Genomic DNA, 21,159 nt, shown 5'->3' on the forward strand with positions numbered 1-21,159 from the left:
CCATGGCGAAGGTCAGCGTCGATCTCGGCAACGGCACCGCCACGGTCGCCGGGCGGGCCATCGCCGTCGGCGAGCATCCCGACGGCCTGCGCCTGCACGGCCCCGACGGCCCGGTGCTGCGCTCGCTGAGCTTCGGGGAGCGGCGCTTCGCCGTCCGTGCCGCCGAGGGCTGCCCGGATCCGGCCGACGCGCTCGCCCGCTCCGTGGGGCGCCTCGCCCTCGGCGAGGAGACCGCCGACGCGGCCGTGGAGGCCCTCGCGCTGTTCCTCGCCGGCGCCCGCGAGGAGACCGGAACGGGACCCGGGCTCGCCGAAGCGGCGCTGGCCGTCGTGCGCGCCACCGGTTGGACCGCGACCGAACTCGACGCCGCCGTGGCAACCTCCGTCGACGAACTCGCCGGCGGCCTCATTCCCCCTTCCCTCGACGCCGACGACGGCTGGACGAGCCTCCGGCTGGCGCCCGCCTCCGTCGCCGAGATCCGCAACGACCTCGCGGCCGACCTGCTCAGCAGGGCCGCGCGCAGGCCCGCCGCCGAGGCCTTCAGTACCGTCGGCCGCACCGATAGCCCGACACCGCCGGAGGCCGCGTCCGACGCCTCCGCCGGTGCCAAGGACCCGGGTGCCGGGTCCGGTGCCCACGTGTCCGGGCCGACCGCAGGCGCGCCACCGGCGGTCGGCGACCCGTACGCGCAGGACCCGCCCGGCACCCGGCAGCACACCAGGGCGGCAGACCCCGGCCCACCTTGGCCGGCGTCCCCGTCCGCGGCAGGAGACCGGCCACCGTCGCGGGGCGTCAACGGCACGAGCCCACGACAGCCGACGCCTCCCGCACCCCGGCACACCGCCAACGGCGAACCCCGATTCGGCGGCGCGAACGGAACACGCGGCCCGCGAGCGGCCGCCCCGAACACGAATCACGGGCCCGGCGCCGCCCCCCGTGCGCGCCCCGAGCCGATCGTCCCGCGCGGCCCGTACTCCTTCGGCGCCCCCGGAGCCGCCCACCGTCCACACTCGACCCCGCGACGGCCCCTGCCGCCCCCGCCCGCACCCGGCACCTGGTCCCCGATCACGCGACCACCCACCCCCGAGCAGGCCGGAACGCTCATCACCGGCCCCTGGGCGCCCCTCGCCGAGCAGCCGCCCACCCCATTCGATCCCGGCGCACCCGCGCACCGAGCCCCGGGCGACCCGATCCTGCGCCTGGTCACCGAGGACGAGGACCTCGCCGAACGCCTCGCCCGCGTCCTCCACGACGAGGCCGACCTGAGGGGAATGGCGCCATGACCCGCCCGACACCCCTCCTCGGCGACATAACCCTCGACGCCGTCCAACACATCGAACACGTCCTCGACGGCGGCCACACCTCCACGGCCATCACCGGACTCGACGGTGAACTCCAGCAGCGCACCGGCCGCCCCTCGCACCGCATCCGTCTCCTCGGCGAGATCTTCGGAGCCGAGGCCGCCGACCGCCTCGCCGCGATACAGACCGCCGCCGCCGACGGCGCCGAACTCACCTTCGCCGCCGACATCGCCTCCGCGCTCGAACTCCAGAAGGTCGTCGTCACCCGCCTTCACGTCGCCGCGGTCGCCGGGCACACCGAACGCTACGGCTTCGAACTCGTCCTCGCCGAAAGCCCCGAACTGCCCCCGCCCGCCGAACTCGGCGGCTTCGGCGGACTCGCCGACTTCGGCCTCGGCGATCTCGGTTTCGGCGACCTCGGCGGAGTCCTCGACGACATCGGCGACCTCGCCGCGCAGGTCGCCGGCGCCGTCGACCAGGCCATGGCCGCCGTCGAAGCGATACAGGCCCTCGCCGCGCTCGCCGACCTCGCCCTGCCCGACCCCTCCGGCCTCCTCGCGCCGCTCAGCGGACCCGTGGCCGCCATCGGGGAGGCCGCCGACACCATGAACGACGCCGCCGCGGCCATCGCCGAAGCCTTCGGTGGTGCCTGATGAGCCTCGCTCCCACCGCCGCCCTCACCATCGCCGACCTGCGCTACGACGCGCAACTCGCCTCCGTCACCGTCGTCCTGGGCCTGCTGCCGGAGGTCAACCGCTGCCGGGCCGTCCTGCCGGCGACCGTGCGCTTCGAGGCCTCGCCCGGCGACCCCGCGAGCCTCACCCTCAGCGGCCTCGGCCTGGCCGGCGGCGCCGCCGCCGCGATCGTCCTCACCGGCACGGTCCACCGCGTTCGCCGCGACCCGCGCTGGATCCACCTCGACGTCACCGACGCCTCCGGCGCGCTCGCCGCCGTACGGCCGGGCGCCGGTTACACCGCGACGAGCGCGGCCGACGTCGTCGTCGCGCTGCTCGGTGAGGCCGCCGCGGTACCAGGCGAACTGCGCCTCGACCTTCCCCTCGCCGGTTACGTCGCCGACCAGTCGCGCACCGCCGCCGAGCACCTCGCCCGGCTCGCGGGCCTCGCGGGCTGCATCGGCACCGTCACCGGCGAGGGACCCGTCGCGGTCGTCCCGCCGCCCGCCGACGCCGACACGGCTCTGCGGCACGGACGCGAGCTGCTCACCTACCGGGTCGCCGACCACGGTCCGCCGGTCGCGCGCACTGTCCCCGTCGGCTCCGGGGCCGCTTCCCCCGAGGAACTGCGCCCTTCCCCCGACTTCCTGCCCGCCGACGCTCCCGAGCCCGCGGCCGACGTGCGCCGAGTGCCCGAAGCGGTCCTGCGCGCGCCCACGTCGGCCGGCACCGCCTCCGACGCGGCCGATGCGGCGGCCTCCCGCCTGTCCCGGCGCCTCTACGCGCGCTGCGTCCTGCTGCCCTCGCTGCGGCCGGGCACCGTCGTCGAAGTCGCCGAAGCGCCCGACGGCACGCTCACCGGCCCTTGGCTGCTCACCCGTGTCACCCACCGGGTCACGGCGGGCCGCCCCGCGGGAACCGAACTCGACGGGACGGCGGCGTCATGAGCGGACTCGTGGAAGCCGTCGCCCGCATCGCGCGGCACGAGTCGGCCGCCCGCGCGGTCGCCTCGGTCGGCCAGGTCACCGAGGCCCACTCCGGCGACGCCGACCACGCCGTGACGGTCCGGCTGCGCGACACCGGACTGGTCCTTGCGAAGGTCCCGGTGGCCGTCGGGATCCTCGGGTACACCGCGATTCCGGCCGTCGACGACCTCGTCCTGGTGGTCTTCTGCGAAGGCGACCGCAACGCGCCCGTCGTCGTCGGCCGCCTCTACCACCCCGGCCTCAACCCACCCGACCACGCCGACGGGCAGGTCGTCTTGAGCCTCCCGGCCGGTGAGAGCGAACCGAAGGTACGCGTTCTCGTCGAGCCCGGCGCGAACAAGGCCGTCGTCGAGATCGGCGGCGAGACGCGCGCCGAGATCACCGACACCGTCGTGCACCTGCGCATCGACGACGAGTTGTCGGCGAAGGTCGACAGCGGCGGCGGGGGGCGCGTCGAGCTCACCGCGGGCGGATCCTCGCTCGTCCTCAAGAAGAACGGCGACGTCACCCTCAAGGCCGCCGGGAAGCTCGAACTGTCCGGCACCGAGGTGGCGGTCAGCGGCACGGCCAAGGTCAGCGTCAAGGGCGCACTCGTGGAGTTGAACTGATGGCCGACACCGATCTGCTCGTCCTGCCGCACTTCGCCGCGCACGACGCCGGCGAGGCCGACCTGTCCACCGCTCCGAAGATCGCCGTCCGCGTCCGCCCCGACGGGGGCGTCGAAACCGGAGGGCGCGGCGAGGTCGCCGACCTCGCCGCCGTGTCCGGCCGCGAGAACCTCGCCCAGGCGCTCATCCTGCGGCTGCTCACCCCGCTGGGCAGCCTCGCGCCCCTCGGCCATCCCGACTACGGGTCCAGGCTCCACGAACTCGTCGGCGCTCCGCGCGACACCGCCCGCCGCCACCTGTGCCGCGCCTTCGTGCTCGCCGCCATCGCACGCGAACCCCGCGTCGAGCCCGGTGCGGTCAGCCTCGACTTCGACCCCGCCGCCGAAGGCCCCGACTCGCTGGCCTTCACCCTCGTCGTCCAGCCCGTCGCCGGCGGCGACCCCCTCGCGCTGAACCTGGAGGTGGGGGCATGAGCTACGTCCCGCGCGCCTACCCCGACATCGTCCGCGACCTGCTGACGACCTTGACCGGTGGCGTCGTCCGCGAGCAGATCACCGTGCCCGCCGGCGACGACCCCGTCCTCGTCCTGCAGCGGCTCGCACAGCGGCCCGTCCGCCGAGTTTCCCACCTGACCGGGCGCATCACCGCCGGCAAGGGTGCCAACGCCCGTGAGATCGACTACCGCTTCACGCCCGCCGACTTCGAACTCGTCACGAGCAACGGCGGGGAACCCGACGCGATCGCCTTCCGCGCAGGCGGACGCCGGCCGGTGCCCCTGTCCACAGTGGTCGTCAACTACTACCCGCTGGTCGCGCCGCCCGCACCGCTCACCGACCTCAACGTCGGCTCGGTCACCAGGACGCTCCTGGAGAGCGTCGCCCGCGAACTCGCCGAACAGTACGAACACCTCCGCCTGGTCTACGAGTCGGCCTTCGTCGACACCGCGACGGGCACCTCGCTCGACCAGGTCGTCGCGCTCGTCGGCGCCCAGCGCCTTCCGGCAGGGTTCCCGGTGGCCACCCTGCGGTTCACGCGCGCCACCGGAGTCCTCGGGCAGGTCACCGTCCCGGCCGGCACCGCCGTCGTCGACGCCACCGGCAACCGGTACCTCACCACCGCGGCCCTCACCCTGGAACCCGGCGAACCCGAGCGAAGCGTCCAGGCACACGGCGAGACCGCGGCGACGCCCGTCGTCGCCGCCGGAGTCCTCGACCGGCCCGCCGTCCTCATCGCCGGAATCGGACAGGTCACCAACCCCGAACCCGCGCGCGGCCTCACCGCCGCCGAGTCCGACCCCGACCTGCGCCGGCGCGCCAAGTCCGCCCTCCACGGAGTCGTGCGGGGCACCACCGACGCGCTGCTGTTCGCCGTCCGCTCCGTCCCCGGCGTCAAGGACGCCACCCTCACCGAGGCGCCCGGCGAGGTCAAGCTCACCGTCGTCTACGAGCAGGACACCCCCGAAGTGCGCCGACTGGTCCAGCTCGCCGTCGACGACACCCGCGCCGCCGGCATCCGCGTCCACAACGGAGCCGCCGAACCGCTCACCGTCGGCGCTCGCGTGCGACTCACCGTCGCCGGAAAGGTCCCGCCGGCGGGAGCCGAACTCGCACGGATCACCGGCGGAACCGTCGACCGGATCACCGCGCTCCTGCGGGGCGTCGCGCCCGGCGGCAAGATCCGGCGCGCCCAGCTCACCGGGCAGGCCCTCGCCGACCCGTGCGTCGTCGACGCCGAGATCGTCCTGGTGCCCGAAGGCGGCCCCGAGACCGAGGAACTCCAACTCCCCGAGGGCGTGACCGCCAAGGCCGGCACCGTCGAGGTCACCGGGATCGTGCCCGAGGACGCCACCGGAGCGGCCGCGCCGACCGCGACCGCCGATCTGTTCCTCCCCATGCACCTCAATCCCGGCGTCACCGCCGCCGAGGCAGAGACCGCCCTCAACGGCGCCGTCGACGCCCACCTGGCCACCCGCGCCCCCGACCAGCCGCTCACCGTCGACGGGCTGCTCGCCGCAGCCCGCGACGACACGCGCTACGCCGTCGTCCGCACCGAGGTCACCGTCACCGTCACCGACGCCGACCGCTTCCTCCAGCTCACCGACGGCCAGGGCACCTTCGCGCCGCAGGCCGGACAGGCCGTGGCCCGCGGCACCGTCACCCTCGACGTGCGGGAGGGGGCCTGATGGCACACGCCGACCGCATCACCGCGCGCCTTCCCGTCCTCTACGCCGACGGTGAGCTCGTCCGCACCTTCGCCGCGCACCCCGGGCTCGCCTGCGAGATCGTCGACGAGGACGTCCTGGAGATCCGCCGGGCCCACTTCTTCGACGCCGCCCTCGAACTGACCGAGGCCGCCGGGCTCGCCGCCCTCCTCGACCTCGCTCCCGAGCCGTGGCAGGACCTCGGCGCCTACCGCTCCTGGGTTCATGCCCTGCGTGAGGCCACCCTCGACCACGGTGCCGTCGGCGTCCGCGCGCTCCAGGTCTTCGTCGAGGAGTACCTCGCCCGCCTGACCCTCGCCACCGGCGTACCCGGACTGTTCACCGCGATCCCGGGCCGCGAGAGCGACTGGTCGCACGACCCCGAGACCACCGACCGGGCAGTCTTCACCGAGAACCCGCCGCGTGAGGTCACCGTTACCCCCGGCCCGCTCGCGCCCCTGAGCCGCTTCACGCTGCGCAACGACGGCCTCGACCCCGCCCCGGCCGGCTTCGTGCTCACCGGCCTGCCCGCCGGACCCGAGTACGTCCCCGTCGTCGTCAACCTGACCACCGGCGCCGCCCTCGTCTACCTCGACGCCGTCCCCACCGGGCAGCGCCTCCGCCTCACCGCCGACGGCCGCGCCCGGCTCGACGGCCGCGACGTCACCGAACGCCTGCGCCACATCGAACGGGTACAGCCGGGAGAACCCTGGAGCCCGGCCGAAGCCTCGCCCACCGGAGCGCCGTTCACGCTCGCGCGCGGCGTGAACGACCTGTGGTTCCTCACCGTCGCCCACCACGACTCGCCCGGCCTCGACCGCGTTCTGCTGGCCCTCGCCGACCTCGACCTCACGCAGGGCGCCTACGACATTGCGCGCCTCGACCACGCCCTGTTCGCCCAGGACCCGGCCGTCACCGTCTCGGCCGTCTGGCGCGAGAACGCCCCCGCCACCGTCCGCGTGACGCTCCCCGCCGGGACACTGCTCACCCGCCATGCCGCCGACCCCGGCCTCGCCGTCCGCGAGCAGACCGGCACCGCCCTGGCCGCCGGGCTCGCGCGGCTGTCCGTGGCCGGCGTCGACACCTCCGTCGACCTCGCGCCCTTCCGCGAGACCCAGCCGCAGCGGGCCCATCTCACCGGCCGCGGCCCCATCGTGATCCGCGAAGGCGGACCGACCGGCGCCGACACGCTGCCCGAAGCCGGCGGCGTGTTCGACGTGACCCCGTTCGAGGACTCGACCTTCCGCTGAGGAGTGACCATGCGTGCCCGGATGCGCCTTGAGTTGAACGACCGGCGCGGCGACCTGCTCGTCGTCCGCGAGGCGCGCAACGCCGTCATGCGCGGTGGCGCGCTGCTCGTCGCGGCCCTGTTCACCGGAGCCGAGGACAGCGGCCCGATCAGTCACCTGGGGGTCGGAACCTCCGACACCCCCGAGGCCGACACCTACGACACCGCCGCGCTCAGCAACACCGATCCCGCCCTCGAAGGCGCGACCGAGGCACCGGTGCCGGGCAGCGCCTTCACCGTCATCCCCGACCCGCAGCGGCGGCTCGCGCTGGTCCGCGTCCGCGCGACCCTCCCCGAGACGGCCGCCCTCGGCACGATCCGCGAGGCGGGCCTGCTGTCGCGGACCGGAGACACGGCCGTGCTCTACAACCGGGTCACCTTCGCGCCGGTCACCAAGGGCGACGACCACGAACTGACCCTGTTCTGGGAGATCACCTTCCCCTACGGCGACCTGCACGGTCTGGCCTGAGGAGTACCACGATGCCTGCCACGCTCAACCTTCAGATGCAGGGGCACACCCTGGCCTTCCGCGACGCCGAGGTGCACCTGACCAACCAGGCCACCGGCGCCACCATGACCCGCCGACCGTTCCTGGACGGCAGCCTCGTCGTCCGCGACATCGACCCGGGCGTCTGGCAGCTGAAGGTGACCCACCCCAACCTCACGTTGCCCATCGACAACCGCCCGATCAGGATCTTCGACCAGCGGCCGCCGACCCTGATCCCGGTGCCGGTGCCCGCCGACCTGTTCCGCGACAGCCCCATCCGCGACATCCCCGACGCCGACCTCGGCCCGGTGCAGACGCTCGCCACCTCCGCCCGAGACCGGGCGGCGCCGCTCGGTGCGAAGGCCTCCGGCGAGGTCATCCGCGCCTCCGACTGGAACGGGCTCGTCGGCACCGTCACCGACCTGGCCAACGCCGTCCTCCAGCTCGCGTCCCTGGTGTCCCCACGCGGGCACGACCATCCCGAGATCGCCGAGAAGATCGCCGAGGTGCAGGGCAACCTGCGGCGCTTCGCGGAGTCCTTCGGCCATTCCCTGCTGGAACTGCGCCGCGAGATCGAGGCGGGCACCCTGCACCAGCGCCTCACCGACGTGCTCACCAAGGGCCAGGCCGGGACCGTGCTCAAGGACCGCCTCAACGGACGCGTCCTCGACCTGCACCGCAGCCTCCAGGGCGACACGGTGCTGTTCAGCCAGCAGCTCTCCTCGGCCGGCTCCGACATCATCACCGGCGTCCACGAACTGGCCACCCAGCAAAGCGACGGCGGCGCCGCCTTCCTCGCCGACCCGCAGGTCAAGCAGGTCCTCGCGATGGCCGGCACCTACTTCGAGGCCGGCACACAGACCCGCCAGGAGAGCGAGCTCCAGACCTACCGCAAGAGCACCGTCAACGGCGGCCCGAAGCTCGGCGCCGTCTTCGCCATCCCGCCGGCGGTCTGACATGACCACCACCGCCGACCTCGACCGCCTACAGGCGCTGCTCAGCAGGCTCACCCCCGTCGCCTCCCGCCAACGGGGCGAGGTCATCCGCGCCGACGACTGGAACCTCGTCGTGGGCAGCCTCATCGAACTCGCGCGGGCGGTCCTCGCCGAGGCGGCCTCGCCGACCGTGCCGGCCCACGACCACACCGATCAGGTCCAGCTCTCCTGGCTCGACGGGCGGCTGCGCGGCATCCTGCAGACCGGGCCACTGGGCGACCCGGCCGCCATCACACGGCTGTCGGCGGTGGAGCGCAGGCTGTCCGGCTCGGGCGGGAACCTCGACGAGGTCAAGGCCGAGATCGACGCCCTGCGCGACCGTGTGGGCCAGGTGACGACCAGGGACCTGGTCCGCGAGTCCGACGTGACCCTCGTTCGCCGCTCAATGGCCGCGATCGGTGACACGCGCGGCGACGTGCTGAGCCTGCGCGAGACGCTGGCCGCGATCCGCACCGACCTCACCCGCGCCATCGAGGTCGGCCGCGAACTGGAGGTCGACGGCCGCCGCGTGGACATCCCGGGCCTGGTCGGCACCGTCGCCGAGCTGCAGAACCTGCGCGAGCACCTGACCTTCCCCGACGGCCGTCCCCTCGACGCCGCCGAACTCGAGCGCCGCCTCACCGAGCTGACCAACACCCTGGTCACCGAGGAGGAGCTGGACGCCGCCCTCGAAGAGGTCCGCGGACCGATTCCGGCGGACGTGCTCGAAGGCGTCAAGGGCGACGTGTTGCGCTCCACACTCGCGCAGGTGAACCCGAAGATCGACGACCTGCGCGCCGAGACCTCCGGCACCATAGACGATCGGCTGTCCGATCTGGACGGACGCATCGGCGGCGCCGTCGACGACCGCCTCCCGCAGGTGCGCGACGAGATCCTGTCGGCGGCGCAGTCGCTCGTCGACAGCGCGATCCTCGACGAGGACGCCGCCGTGCGCACACTGCTCGAACAGCGCCTCACCGCGACCTCGGCCGGGCTGCGCACCGAACTCGGCGAACGCGTCGACTCCGTCGAGGACACGATCGCGCCGACCTCGCGGACCGAGGCGTCGAAACTGCTCGACCAGCGGCTCCCGCCGATCATTGCGGCCGTCGCCGGGCTGACCGGCCGAACCGGTGAGCTGGAGTCCGACGTCACCGGCCTCGCCTCGCACAACGGCACCCAGGACGCCGCCATCGGCAAGCACACCGCCGACCTGGCGGCGCTGTCGGGACGCGTCGACCGCGAGATCCCCGCCGCGATCGCCACGGCCGACGTAAACGCGCAGGCCCGCGTCACCGAGGCAGGCGGGAAACTCAGGAACGAGCTGACCGCGTTCTGCGACCAGCGGATCGGCGAGAGCCTGTCCGACGTGCTCACCCAGCTGCGCGGCGAGGTCCGCGAGATCGTGCGCGACGAGATCGAGCCGGTCCGCGAGGAGCTGCGAAAGTACACCGACGAGCGGATCCGCGACCGTTTCGAGCAGTTGCCCGAGGACGTCCTCGACATCTTCAAGGCCGACTTCGCCCGGCAGGGCCCGCTGTACCAGCTCATCGTCGAGCGCAAGGGGATCGCCCCGAAGGCGGCCGCCGAGTCCGCCGGCGACGGGGGAGAGCCCGAGCCCACCGCGAGACCCGCCGCGCGCAAGGCCACGACGAAGAGGTCCGCCGCCAAGAAGTCCGCGCGCCGCAAGGGCTCCGGCGGGGAGAACACATGATCCGCGACCTCGAACTGCGTCTCGCCGAGGTTCTCGGCGAGCGCCTTCCCGCGCCGTTCGGCGGCCGGGTCGAGGCGGCTCCCGCCGAGGGCGCGCCGGGCGCCGAGCCGCGCGTCACCGTCGCGGCCGTCAGCGCCGAACGTGTCGTCGGGCAGCTCGGAGGCGAGGGGACACGCGTCGTCGCCGGTTCGGATCTGCCGCGCCGGGTGCTGCGTCTGGCGTGCGTGCTCACCGCCACGGTCGAGCCCGCCGACGGCGCCGGGCGCGCGCAGGAGGTCGCCGGCCTCGATGCGCTCGGCTACGCGCTCGACGATCCCGGCCTGCTCAAGGCCCTCGACCCGGCTCCCGGCACCGATCCGGGCTTCCAGCTCGACCTGCTCGATCTGACCGGCCTCGCCGCGCCGACCGATACCGCCGAGGGCCCGGCCCTGGCGAGGGTCGCCGCGCTGGGCTCGTTCTGGCCGGTCGGCACGGTCGGCGCGACCGGCCCCGCGATCGTCGAGATCCGTGTTCGCGCCGGACTCGCCCCGATCGAGCTCGTGCTGCCGCCCGACCCGTTCACCGCCGGCGGCCCGGCGGGCACGGTGACGCTGCGGGCCGGTTCCGCCGGAACCCTTCGGCTGCGCGAAAGCGGCCCGTCATCGGAGCCCTTCGGGAAACTCGCGCTGAGGCTGACGGCCGCGGGCGGGAAACCCGGCGCCGGATCACTCGGCGGAGGCGCCGCGGGCGCCGAGCCCGGTGTCCGGATCGTCGACCTGTCCGGCGGTTCGGCGTCGGTGACCTACACGCCGCCGGCCGAGGCGGCGCGCGACTTCCTCGTCGTCTCCCTCGACGACGCCGAGGGCGGCGCCTCCGCCGAACTCGGCCGAGCGCTCCTGGAGGTCCGATGACCGTCCTCACGGTCGCGAATGCCTCGATCGGCGAGGTCGCGATCCTCGCCGCGCCGATCGACATCGGCGCCGGCCACCGGCTCGCCTACGACTGGGCGCCCGTGCCCGGCGCCGACGGTGTCGAGATCGCCTCGGGGGATCTCGCGATCGTGTCGGCCCCGGGGGAGGAGTCGCTGAGCATGCCCGTCACCGCCGACGGGAACTCGCTCATCGTCACCCCGCCGCCCAATGTGGACGTCAAGGCGCTCACCCTCGTCGGCATGCACCGCTTCGACGGTGAGGACAAGGTCGTCATCCGCTCCCAGGCCGACCTCGCCGGCCGTCTGTCGGTGCGCGTCGAACCGGCCACCGGCGGCGGTTTCGCCGCCCCCGTCTACAGCGTCCCGGCCGTCGGGGCACATGGGTCGGTTCCGGCGACGCTCACCGGCGCGAGCCTCGGCTACTCGCCGCAACCCGCCCTGCGCCTGCCGCCAGGGGTCCGTGCCAAACGCCTCCGGCTGAGCCTGGTCACCGGGGGGACACCCGAGGAGTTCGAGGAGCGGCCGTTCGGCGTCGACCGCGTCCAGGGCCTGCTCGTGCGCCCACCGCGAGACATCACCGTCACCGGACCCGATGGCACGAAGGTGCTCGACGTCCCCGGCGAGGCGACCGCGGGTCGCCGCTTCGGCGTCGACCTCCTGCCCGAGGCGCGCAAGCTGCTCTCGGCCGCCCTCTCCGACGGGCGGCCCCTGGCCGGGGAGTTCACCGTGCGCGGTGCCGCCGGTTCCAAGGTCAGGATCACCGGCGGCAAGGTCGTCGGCGCTCTTACCAGGACCTTCACCGGCGTACGCGGCACCGCTCTGCGAGGGCAATCCGTCGTACCCGCCGGCTTCGCCGCCGCCGTTCCCGACGAAGCGCGCGGTGACCTCACCGTCACCTATCTGGGACTGCGCGTCCTTACCGGACTGTCAGACCCGGAACCCACCCGGCAGGGCGGCATCGGCGGGCCCGTCCTCACCCCGGACGGCTCCGCCGCCACACGCCCCTTCCCGCCCGCGGGAATCGGACCGCATCCCCTCGCGCTCATCGGACTGATCGGCCGCGCGACCACCGAGTGCGCGCTCACCGCCACCCTGATCCGCGCCGACGGGACCGCTCTCGGACCGTCCGCCCAGACGCCGATCCCGGCCACCGGGCGGATCGGCCTCACCTGGATCGCCCTCCCGGCACCGATCACGGTGACCGAGCCCGTCTCGCTCACGGTCGCCGTCACCCGCGGCCGCTACCTCTGGGCCGCCGAAACCCACCCGCTGGCCAGACTCGTCGTCGCCGACCCCGCGCCTCCCGCCACACCCCTCAGTCTCGGCGCGACCGTCCTCACCGAGGTCGCCGCCGCCGGGATCCACCTTCCCGCGCACACGCTGCCCCCGGCGCCGCTGGCCACCGGCGCGCCGCTCGCCTCGGACCTGTTCCTCCAGGTCGACCTGTCCGACGTCGTGATGAGGTACCGACGATGAGCCTGCTCGACGACCTCCAGAACATCGACCTCTCCGACATCCTCGACGCCCGCGCCGGCATCAGCGCCTCCGTCTCCACCGACGGAGTACAGGTCGTCATCGACGGCGGCGCCGTCACCAGCGCCCTGGGGCCCCTCGGCGAACAGCTCACCGCCGTCGTCGACGCCCTCGACGACCCCGCCGCCCTGATGGCGCCCCTCCTGGCCCTGTTCACCGAGTTGCTCGACCGCGTCGGAGCCACCGACCTGCCCATCGCCGACCTGGCCCGCGCCGTCACCGAAGGCGTCGAGATCCTCGCCGGTGTCCTCAACGGAATCGCCGACGACCCCCTCTCTGCCGGCGGCGCCCTCGGCCAGGCCCTGCCCCAGGCCCTGGAGACCCTCGGCCGCAACGCCGGCGGCTACGAACTCGCCGGCGGCGAGGGCATCGGTGCCTTCGGCGCGCTCATCACCCGCGCCGACGCCGGCCTCGGCGACCCGGCCGCGATCGCCGAACTCGCCCTCGACGTCCTCTCACCCTTCCCTCGCGACGCCCTCGACGGTCTGCGCGCGGCTGTCGCCGCCGTCCTCGCCGCCACCGGCGGCATCGCCCTTCCGGCCACCCGGACCCGGGGACTCGCCGACCGCTTCGACGCCGTGACCCTCGCCGCCGAGGCGGGAGACGCGGCCGGCGTCCTGCGCGCCGTCGCCGAACTCGACCGCGCCCGCGCGCAGGCGGTCGACGTCATCCGCGCCGACCTCGCCACCGTCACCGCGGCCATCGACCGCCTGCCCGTCGACGCGGTGGCAGGCGCGGTCGCCTCCGCCGGGAACGCGCTGGCCGGCGCCGAGAAGGGCGTCCTCGAACTCTTCGCCGAATGGAGCGCCGACGTCGCGAGCGTCCGCGCCATGATCGAAGGCCTCGACCCCGCTACGGCCCTCGCACAACTCGACCCGCTCGTCGACCGGCTCGAAGCATTCCTCCGCGAGCACTTCGAAGCACCGATCACCGCGCTCGCCGACGTCGTCGGCGACGAGGTCCACGCCCTGTTCGCGCACGTCCCGATCCGCCCGGTGCGGCAGACCATCAGCGACGCCCTGCACGAGGCGGCGCAGGCGATCGCCGACGCCGACCTCGACGCTCCCGCCGAACAGATCCGCGCCGTCCTGGGCTCCCTGCGCGAGCTGATCGCCGACGTCGACCTCGCCGACCGCGTCCGCGACGCCCTCGGCGAGGTGACCGGCACCCTGACGACGGCCCTCGACGGCGTCATCGCCGCCATGGAGAGCGTGGCCGCCGCCGTCAACGCCGTCGCAGGTCCCGCCGCCGACGTGCTCGGCCGGGCCGTCGCCGCCGTCCAGGCGTTCCAGGAGGCCGTCACCGCGGTCACCGCGACCGTCGGCGCGATAGACCTCAACGCCGCCGTCGACGAGGTCATGGCCAAGGTCCGCGAGATCCGCGAGGCCGTCGAAGGCGTGCTCTCCGAGGTCCCGCTCCCCGAACCGGTCCGGCCCCTGGTCACGCAGCTGGCCGAGCAGCTCGAGGCCCTCAACCTCGACGGCGACCTCGCCGACATCCCCATCCTCGCGCCGATGCTCGACGTCGTCGGCCGCCTCGAACTCTCCGAGACCCTCGGCACTGTCGTCCACGAAGGACTCACCGCACTGCGCGACGCCGTCGCGGGCATCGTCCCCGCGCAGATGATCGCCGACATCGAAGCCGAGATCCAAGCCGCCATCGACGTCGTCGCCGGCTTCGACCCCGCGAGCCTGCTGTCCGGCGTCACCGAACTCCTCGACGGCGTCGCCGGCCGGATCGAGGCGATCGACCTCGCCTCCATCGGCGCCGCGGCACACGGACCCTTCACCGAACTCCTCGCCGCCTGGGACCGCGTGCGCCCCAGCACCCTGCTCGCCCCCGTCTCGGCCGCCTACCGATCCATCCTCTCCGGGATCCCGGTGCCCACACCCGAAGCCGCGATCGGCACGGTCGGCGCACGGGTCGACTCCGCCGCGGATCAAGCCGGCCGCGCCGCCACCGCCCCACTCGCCCAGGCCGTCCCCGGCGCCGAACCCGCGCCCGCCGGGAACACCCCGCCCGCCGCCCCCGCACCGCCCACCGAGGCCGACCTCGCCGACCTGCGCCCCGGCGACGTCATCCGCCTCTTCGGCTACCTTCCGGGCAAACTCCGGCAGGCCCTCGCCGAACTCGACGCCGGACCCGCCGGACAGGCACTCGACACGATCGACGCCTTCATCGGCGGCCTCGCCCGCGACCTGCGGCGCCTGGCCACCGAACTCGCCGAGATCGAACGCCGCCTCGACACCGGACTCGACGCCCTCGTCGCACCACTCGCGCCGGCGCACGCGCGCGCTCAGATCGCCGTGCAGGCCAACTTCTCCGGCGGCGGCCTCGACCTGCAGATCGCCCTCGGCGGCGTCAACCGCAGCGGCCCCGCGGCCTTCCGCGCCGACCTTTCCGCGCACACCGCCGAGGCGCGCGGCCGCGTCGCCGGCGCCGGAACCCGCCACGCCTCGATCGCCGCGCGACTCCACCACATCGCCGCCGCCCTCGAAGCCTCCCACCTCGCGCGGCTCTCCGGCGGACTCGACGACCTCCTCGCCGCCCTCGACCCCGAACCCCTCGCCGTCGAGGTCGACGAACTCGTCTACGCCGTCATCCTCAAGGCGCCCGAACTCTTCGAGGCCATCGGCCCCGCCCTCGACGCCGCCGTCGAACGCGCCCGCGCCCTCTTCGGCGCGCTCAACCCCGCGGCCCTCGCCCAACGCGTCCTGCGCGCGGCCGTCGACGCCGTCCAGGAGGAACTCGCCGTCCTCGATCCGGCACTGCTCGCCGCCGAACTCGACGAGATCCACCAGGCCGTCCGCACCTCCCTCGCCGCCTACGACCCCGCCCTGCTCGCCGCCGAACTCGCCGGGGTGCAGGCGGAGGTCGTCGCCGCGCTGCGCGAGATCGACCCGGCCGTGATGCTCGGCGATCTCGGCGACCTGGACGGGCTCCTCGAACGCGCCGCCCAGGCGCTTCCCACCGGCATCCTCACCGGCTTCCCCGAGCAGCTCACGGCGCTCGACGAGGCTTTCGCCGCCGTCGACCTCGACGCGATCCTGGAGACGGTGGCGGGTCTGGCGCCGGAGATCCTCGAAGCCTTCCAGCACGCCCTCGACGGCGTGCGCAACGAGATCGTCGCCCTCCTCGAATCGCTGCGGTACGCCACCGCCCGCATCGAGGCCAGCGTGGAGGTGAGCACATGATCCGCTATCGCCTGACCGTGCCCGGCACGTGTTTCCAGCTCGACGTCGCCCGCGCCGAGGACGGCCGCCTCCTCGAACTGCGCTGCGGCGAGCGCGTGCACGCCCGCTGGGACGGCGAGGCGCTGCATCTCGGCGACGGCCTCGCGCGGATCGCCTCGCGCCCGCACGCCGACGGGTTCAGCCGGACCGTGGAGACGCCCACCGCGCGGTGGACCGAGAACTACCGCTGGGACGGCGACGAGCGGCTCGTCCACGTTGACGGCATGGAGATCCGGCGCGACGAGCAGGGCCGTGTCACGGCCTGCGTCGACGCCGGGCGGGTCTGGCGCTACGGGTACGCCGGCCGCGATCTCGCCGTCATCGACACACCGGACGGGCCCCGGCATCTCACCGCCGCCGAGGACGGCCGACCGGTGGGCGTTCGCGTCCAGGGCGCCCGCCGGCGCCTTGACTACGGTCCGGACGGGGCGCGGCCCGCCGCCGTTCCGGGAAGCTGGCACCACGACGAGGCCGGCCGGCTGTGGACCGTCATCGGCGAGGACGGCCGCGTCGAGGCCACCTATCTCTGGGACGGCGCCGCGTGCCTCGGGCGCGTCGACGGCCCGCCCGATCGTCCACTGTCGACGGTCTACTCGCTGGACCCGAGCGGCACGCCCGTCCGCCTCATCCGGCATGACGAGGCGGTGCGCGTCCCGCGCGACGCCTTCGGCGAATCACTCCTGGCCCACGACGGCGCGCCGGGTCTGTTCGGCGGGGCGGTCCACAGCGGATTCGTGCACCTGCCCGCCCGGACTCTCGATCCGCGCACCGGCTCCTTCTGCGCCGCCGATCCCTTCCACGGCGGCGGCGATGATCCCCGGCGCTCGGAGGGCTACCGGGGAGACCTGCCGATCGAGACCGGCGCCGCCGGGCCCTACGCGATCTGCCGCCACGACCCGGTCGGCCGCACCGACCCGACCGGCGCGATCTCCTGGTGGCTGCCGCTGTCTGACTTCACCTGGGGTCTCCAGAACAACATCGTCTCGCTGCTCGGCCTGGACTTCACGGTGAACTGGTGGGGGAGCCTGTTCAGCGGGCAGCCCGGCCGCTTCTTCCACTTCGACGGGGTGTCCACCAGCGACCGCATCGGCGCCTACGCCCTGCGGCGGGACGGTGTCTTCTCCGGGAGCCGGGCCTTCACCTTCGCCCACACCATGTTCGTCAACGACGAGGGACTGCGCCGCGTCACCAACGCCGAGCTGTTCCACCCCACCGCGGCTTTCAGCCCCACCTACTACGGCAGCGTCCTTCGCATGGCCCGCACCGGGGCCGAGGGACCGCCGCCGCTGCTGCTCGCCGGGGACTCCTCACTCCCCGCGTCGCCGCTGACCTGGGGCCGGGGCGGGGGACCGGCGACCGCCGCGATCCCCGGCACGCCCGCGACGGTCTTCCCCGAAGGCGGCCTGTTCTTCACCCAGCCCGGGGACATGCCGTGGCGGGCCGGGACCGACGCCACCCTCACCGAACTGTTCCCGGCGGGCACGCCCGCGCAGGGCGCCTTCACCGCCGGGACGCTGTCGGCGGCCATCACCGGCGCCGCCGGGCTGGCGGCCGCGCGCACCGAGCAGTACGGCGTCGCCGACCTCGCGGCCCTGGTGGCGGCGACCCCGCGCGAGACCTTCGCCGGCGGCACGGTCAACGGCACCGTCGTCTCCTTCACCGGCGTCGATCCCGGCGATGTGCGGCCGGGCCAGACCGTCCTGTTCGACGGTGTGCCCGAGGTCGTCACCACCGTCACCGTCACCTGCGAGTTCGACCGTGCCCTCACCGGCCTGACCGGGACGCTGACCCTCAGCCAGGTCGCCACGACCGGCCTCGCCTACGACGCGACCCTCCTGCCCGACGGCAGCCTCGCCGTGGCGCCCACGACGACCGCCGGCGGGATACGCACCCAGTTCCCGCGCTTCACCGCCGGGAACCTGGTCCAGGTCGCCTGGGCCTCGGCGACCCAGCCGGGACCCGACGAGTTCGCCGTCGCCGCCGCCGACGGGGGACACCTGACGCTCACCGGCGGCCGTGCTCCGCTCCCCGGCGACGCCACCGGCATCACCGTCACACTTCTCACGCCTTTGGCCGCGCCCGGCGGCAGTGTCGCCCAGGGCCGCGCCGGAGCGCTCGTCGCCGGTGCCACGGCGACCTTCGACCTGTGGCGGGCCGACCAGTCGACCGCCTGGACGGGCGCGAACACGATGCTCGCCGTCAGCGACGCCACCGCATCGCGGCCGGTGCGGATGGCGGCCGCCGCGACCCCGCCGGTCCCGCCCGACTGGAGTCTCACGCTCGCCGCCGCGCCCGCGGTCACCGCACCGGTCACGATCGTCGTGCCGCCGGCTCCGACGTCGACCCAGTACTACGCGACGGTGACCACGATCGGGGCCACCACGTCCCTCGCCGATCCCGACACCAGGGGGACCGAGCCCACCGGCGGCAATCTCGTCATCGCCACCGGCTTCGCGCCCGGCGCGACCCCGGTCGCCGCCGGGCGCGCCGAGAGCGCCGCCAGCCGTGTCGCCGAGGCCGAGGAGGACTTCGAGACCGACAAGTTCCAGGGCCTGATGGACCACGAGCTGATGCACACCGTGCAGTCGCAGCGGCTGGGTCCCTGGTTGCTGGCGTGCTTCCCGCTCGGCCTGTTCGAGCTCGGCCGCATCGCCCCCGCACTGCGCGACTTCGACATGCCCGACTACTCCGCCTTCGGCTCGGCGACCCTCGCGGCAGCCGAACCCGGCAGGCGGATCCTGACCATCGGCGACGCCGCCGGCGTCGGCTACGGCAGCGGGGACGACGTCCAGATCTGGAACGCCGGCCAGCAGTCGGTCGTCAAGCTCGGCGAGGTCTCGGGCGCCGGCGGCTTCGTCGTCAACGTCTCCGGGGTCGGCCCCGACGGGCCGGTGAGCATCCGCAAGGTCAACACCGGCACCGGACTGACCTGGTACCGCTCCTTCTACAACGCCATCAGCCTGCTCACGCACACCGGGATGATGAACCTCGTCGCCGGGACCATCTGGGGCGGACTGTTCTTCCTCATCGGGCGCGGGGTCGAGGCCATCGACCGCGCGTTCAACGAGATCACCAGCCCCGCCGAGTTCGACGGCACCGACGAACTCGTGCTGCGCCTGCGCCCCACCGGCAGCGACACGCAGAAGGAGAACACGATCGGGCACTTCCGCGGCGCGCGGCGGATCCTGATCAAGCAGAACGACAACTCCCTCCTCCGGGAGATCGCCGACGCCTCGGGCTCGCCGCTGCTGCGGCTGGCGACGCCCACCGCCTTGTCCGGCGACGTGACCGTCTCGCTCGACACCACGCAGGGCTCGGTGTGGGACGGCTACGACTACTACCCGGTCTCCGTCCCCGACGGCACAAGCCCCGGCACCGTCAAGGTGGAGCCCGCCGGGAGTAAAACGCTCACCCTCCACATCCACGACCGCGTGGCCGTCGAGTTCGCCGACGCCAACGGATCGAACTCCAACTCGGTGACCACCTACGTCTCCCATGTCCGCCCCGACGGCCTCGTCGAGCTGGAGAACCCGCCGTTCCTGGACGGCCGCCCGGCCGCGATCGGCCGGATCGCCAAGATCGCCTCTACCGACGGCGCCGGCTGGTGGGACAGCTGGCTCATGGAGCGCATGGGCATGGGCTGGATGCGCTGGATCTTCGACCCATACGGGCAGCTCACACTGCGTACCAACCCCGAGCACAACTCCGCCGGGGAGATCGTCGGCCGCGTCTTTCGCTACCTGATCGGCGGGAAGTCGTGGAGCATGGTCCCGCCGGTGTTCGGCTACTTCTGGTGGGACAACCTGTTCAACCAGCCTTCCAACGGCTACCGGTCCAAAATGGAGCAGGAGGCCTCCCAGGAGAGCGGGCGCCTCTACAGCGCCGAAGGGCGCCTGCGGATCGCGCCCGCCGTGGTCGGCGACGTCGGCCGTTACTGGTTCTTCGTCACCAGCAACCAGGATCCGCTGCTGATCGGCAGCCAGGACGAACCCGGCGTGACCGTCCCGCAGGTGCCGACCGTGATGCCGCAGGTGACCGCCGAGACCTCCGGGACCGTCCCGCCGTTCAACAAGGACGCCTCCGGCGGTCCGCGGACCGCCGTGCCCGGGGCACCCGACGACCCGGGCGGGTGCGTGCCCGACGTCTTCTTCGACAAGACCCCCGCCGGCGAGCCGACCGGCCCCGCCCGGTCGTTCCAGTTCACCGACCGGGGCGCCATTCCCGTCGGGCCGGCCACCGCCTACTCGGTCGGGATGCACACCGCCTTCTGCCGTCCCGGCAAGCACCGGATCACCCTCGCCAATGGCTTCACCGACGGTGACAGCGAGACCAAGGCCCGCGACGCCCAAGACCGCGACCTGCAACGCGTTTACTACGAGCCGACAATCGCCGACGTCGCCGTCACCCTCGGCGGGATCCCGGTCGCCGAGGGCGCCACGGTACGGCTCCTCGCCGGGCAGCGCGCGCCGCTCGTCGTGACTCCCGGCGGCGCAGGCCGCAAGCACGCGCTGACCGTCGTGCGCCCCGCCGACGGACCGGTGCGCACGGCCGACGACGGCGACACGCTCATCGCCGCTGCGGCCGTGACCGGCGCGCCCGCCGAGATCACCCGCCGCTACCGTCCCGGCGCCGATGGCCTGCACACCGACGGCGGCCTCGCCGGCCGCCGCGTTCATCTCGGCGGCGATGTGCACATCCCCGTCCGCGTCTTCTCCGTCGACGTGTCCACGACCCTGATCCTGCGGTCGGCGGCCGCGTTCGACCCCGCCGATCCCGAGTCGAACGCGGTCACCACCCTGCATCCCGGCCAGCCGGTCTTCCTGGTCCTGCCGGTGACCACCACGGGAGCGCCGACCGTGTCACCGGCGGGAGCGGTGAACATGACCGTGACGCCCGTGTCGCCCGTGCCCGCAGCTTTGACGGCGTTCGTCGGCGACGGCACGGTCCTCGAACTCTCCTTCGAGGCGCCGACGGCCACGACACCGTTCACGATCGGTGTGCCGGCCGCCATTCCCGGAGCGCCCGCCGAGCCGCCGGTGCCACTGGTCACCGGGGCGCTGACGCTGGAGACGACCTGAGTCCCGGGTGTACCCAGGTACACCCCGATCGGGCAGCCGGGTCCAATGGCGGCGAGTCCGCGCGGGCATCGTCGAAGCCGTCCTCTTCGTGACGGCGAAAGCGAGCCGGCGTGCGCACCCTCCAGATCCCCACGCCCACCCGCGCACCCCTGCGCACGATCCTGCCCCCGGCG

At 73.9% G+C, this 21,159-nt stretch carries 14 protein-coding genes; all 14 read left to right on the plus strand.

Annotation, left to right across the window (positions count from 1 at the left end):
* The first annotated feature begins 2 nt into the window (after nt 1-2).
* From AB0I28_RS02230 to AB0I28_RS02295, 14 genes are read left to right on the plus strand one after another with little or no spacing between them, the layout of a single operon-like run.
* Nucleotides 3-1,283, plus strand: coding sequence for a hypothetical protein (locus tag AB0I28_RS02230; protein WP_357488850.1), 1,281 nt, complete (start codon nt 3-5; stop codon nt 1,281-1,283).
* Nucleotides 1,280-1,954 carry a hypothetical protein gene (locus tag AB0I28_RS02235; protein ID WP_357488851.1) on the plus strand — a complete coding sequence of 225 codons (675 nt, stop codon included), beginning with the start codon at nt 1,280-1,282 and terminating at the stop codon, nt 1,952-1,954. Before AB0I28_RS02230 ends, AB0I28_RS02235 begins: the two co-directional genes overlap by 4 nt.
* The gene (locus AB0I28_RS02240) at nt 1,954-2,922 is read left to right on the plus strand and encodes a hypothetical protein (protein ID WP_357488852.1); all 969 of its coding nucleotides are present in this window, start codon (nt 1,954-1,956) and stop codon (nt 2,920-2,922) included. Before AB0I28_RS02235 ends, AB0I28_RS02240 begins: the two co-directional genes overlap by 1 nt.
* Entirely contained in the window at nt 2,919-3,569 is a 651-nt protein-coding gene (locus AB0I28_RS02245; RefSeq protein ID WP_357488853.1) for a phage baseplate assembly protein V, read from the plus strand. Before AB0I28_RS02240 ends, AB0I28_RS02245 begins: the two co-directional genes overlap by 4 nt.
* Nucleotides 3,569-4,042 carry a GPW/gp25 family protein gene (locus AB0I28_RS02250; protein ID WP_357488854.1) on the plus strand — a complete coding sequence of 158 codons (474 nt, stop codon included), beginning with the start codon at nt 3,569-3,571 and terminating at the stop codon, nt 4,040-4,042. The genes AB0I28_RS02245 and AB0I28_RS02250 overlap by 1 nt, the downstream gene beginning before the upstream one ends.
* Nucleotides 4,039-5,751 carry a hypothetical protein gene (locus AB0I28_RS02255; RefSeq protein ID WP_357488855.1) on the plus strand — a complete coding sequence of 571 codons (1,713 nt, stop codon included), beginning with the start codon at nt 4,039-4,041 and terminating at the stop codon, nt 5,749-5,751. Before AB0I28_RS02250 ends, AB0I28_RS02255 begins: the two co-directional genes overlap by 4 nt.
* The gene (locus tag AB0I28_RS02260) at nt 5,751-7,019 is read left to right on the plus strand and encodes a hypothetical protein (RefSeq protein ID WP_357488856.1); all 1,269 of its coding nucleotides are present in this window, start codon (nt 5,751-5,753) and stop codon (nt 7,017-7,019) included. The genes AB0I28_RS02255 and AB0I28_RS02260 overlap by 1 nt, the downstream gene beginning before the upstream one ends.
* 9 nt (nt 7,020-7,028) lie before the next feature.
* Complete coding sequence (locus AB0I28_RS02265) at nt 7,029-7,526, plus strand: hypothetical protein (RefSeq protein WP_357488857.1); 498 nt, start codon at nt 7,029-7,031, stop codon at nt 7,524-7,526.
* 11 nt (nt 7,527-7,537) lie between these two features.
* On the plus strand, nt 7,538-8,500 hold the full coding sequence (locus AB0I28_RS02270; RefSeq protein WP_357488858.1) for a hypothetical protein: 963 nt from the start codon (nt 7,538-7,540) through the stop codon (nt 8,498-8,500).
* 1 nt (nt 8,501) lies between these two features.
* Complete coding sequence (locus AB0I28_RS02275) at nt 8,502-10,232, plus strand: hypothetical protein (RefSeq protein ID WP_357488859.1); 1,731 nt, start codon at nt 8,502-8,504, stop codon at nt 10,230-10,232.
* On the plus strand, nt 10,229-11,122 hold the full coding sequence (locus AB0I28_RS02280) for a hypothetical protein (protein ID WP_357488860.1): 894 nt from the start codon (nt 10,229-10,231) through the stop codon (nt 11,120-11,122). Before AB0I28_RS02275 ends, AB0I28_RS02280 begins: the two co-directional genes overlap by 4 nt.
* On the plus strand, nt 11,119-12,618 hold the full coding sequence (locus tag AB0I28_RS02285; RefSeq protein WP_357488861.1) for a hypothetical protein: 1,500 nt from the start codon (nt 11,119-11,121) through the stop codon (nt 12,616-12,618). The genes AB0I28_RS02280 and AB0I28_RS02285 overlap by 4 nt, the downstream gene beginning before the upstream one ends.
* Nucleotides 12,615-15,869, plus strand: a complete 3,255-nt coding sequence (locus AB0I28_RS02290) for a hypothetical protein (RefSeq protein ID WP_357488862.1) — start codon at nt 12,615-12,617, stop codon at nt 15,867-15,869. Before AB0I28_RS02285 ends, AB0I28_RS02290 begins: the two co-directional genes overlap by 4 nt.
* Nucleotides 15,866-20,986, plus strand: a complete 5,121-nt coding sequence (locus AB0I28_RS02295) for a hypothetical protein (RefSeq protein ID WP_357488863.1) — start codon at nt 15,866-15,868, stop codon at nt 20,984-20,986. The genes AB0I28_RS02290 and AB0I28_RS02295 overlap by 4 nt, the downstream gene beginning before the upstream one ends.
* Nucleotides 20,987-21,159: the final 173 nt, after the last annotated feature.

The organism is Phytomonospora sp. NPDC050363, from assembly GCF_040655735.1.
Classification (GTDB): Bacteria; Actinomycetota; Actinomycetes; order Mycobacteriales; family Micromonosporaceae; genus Phytomonospora.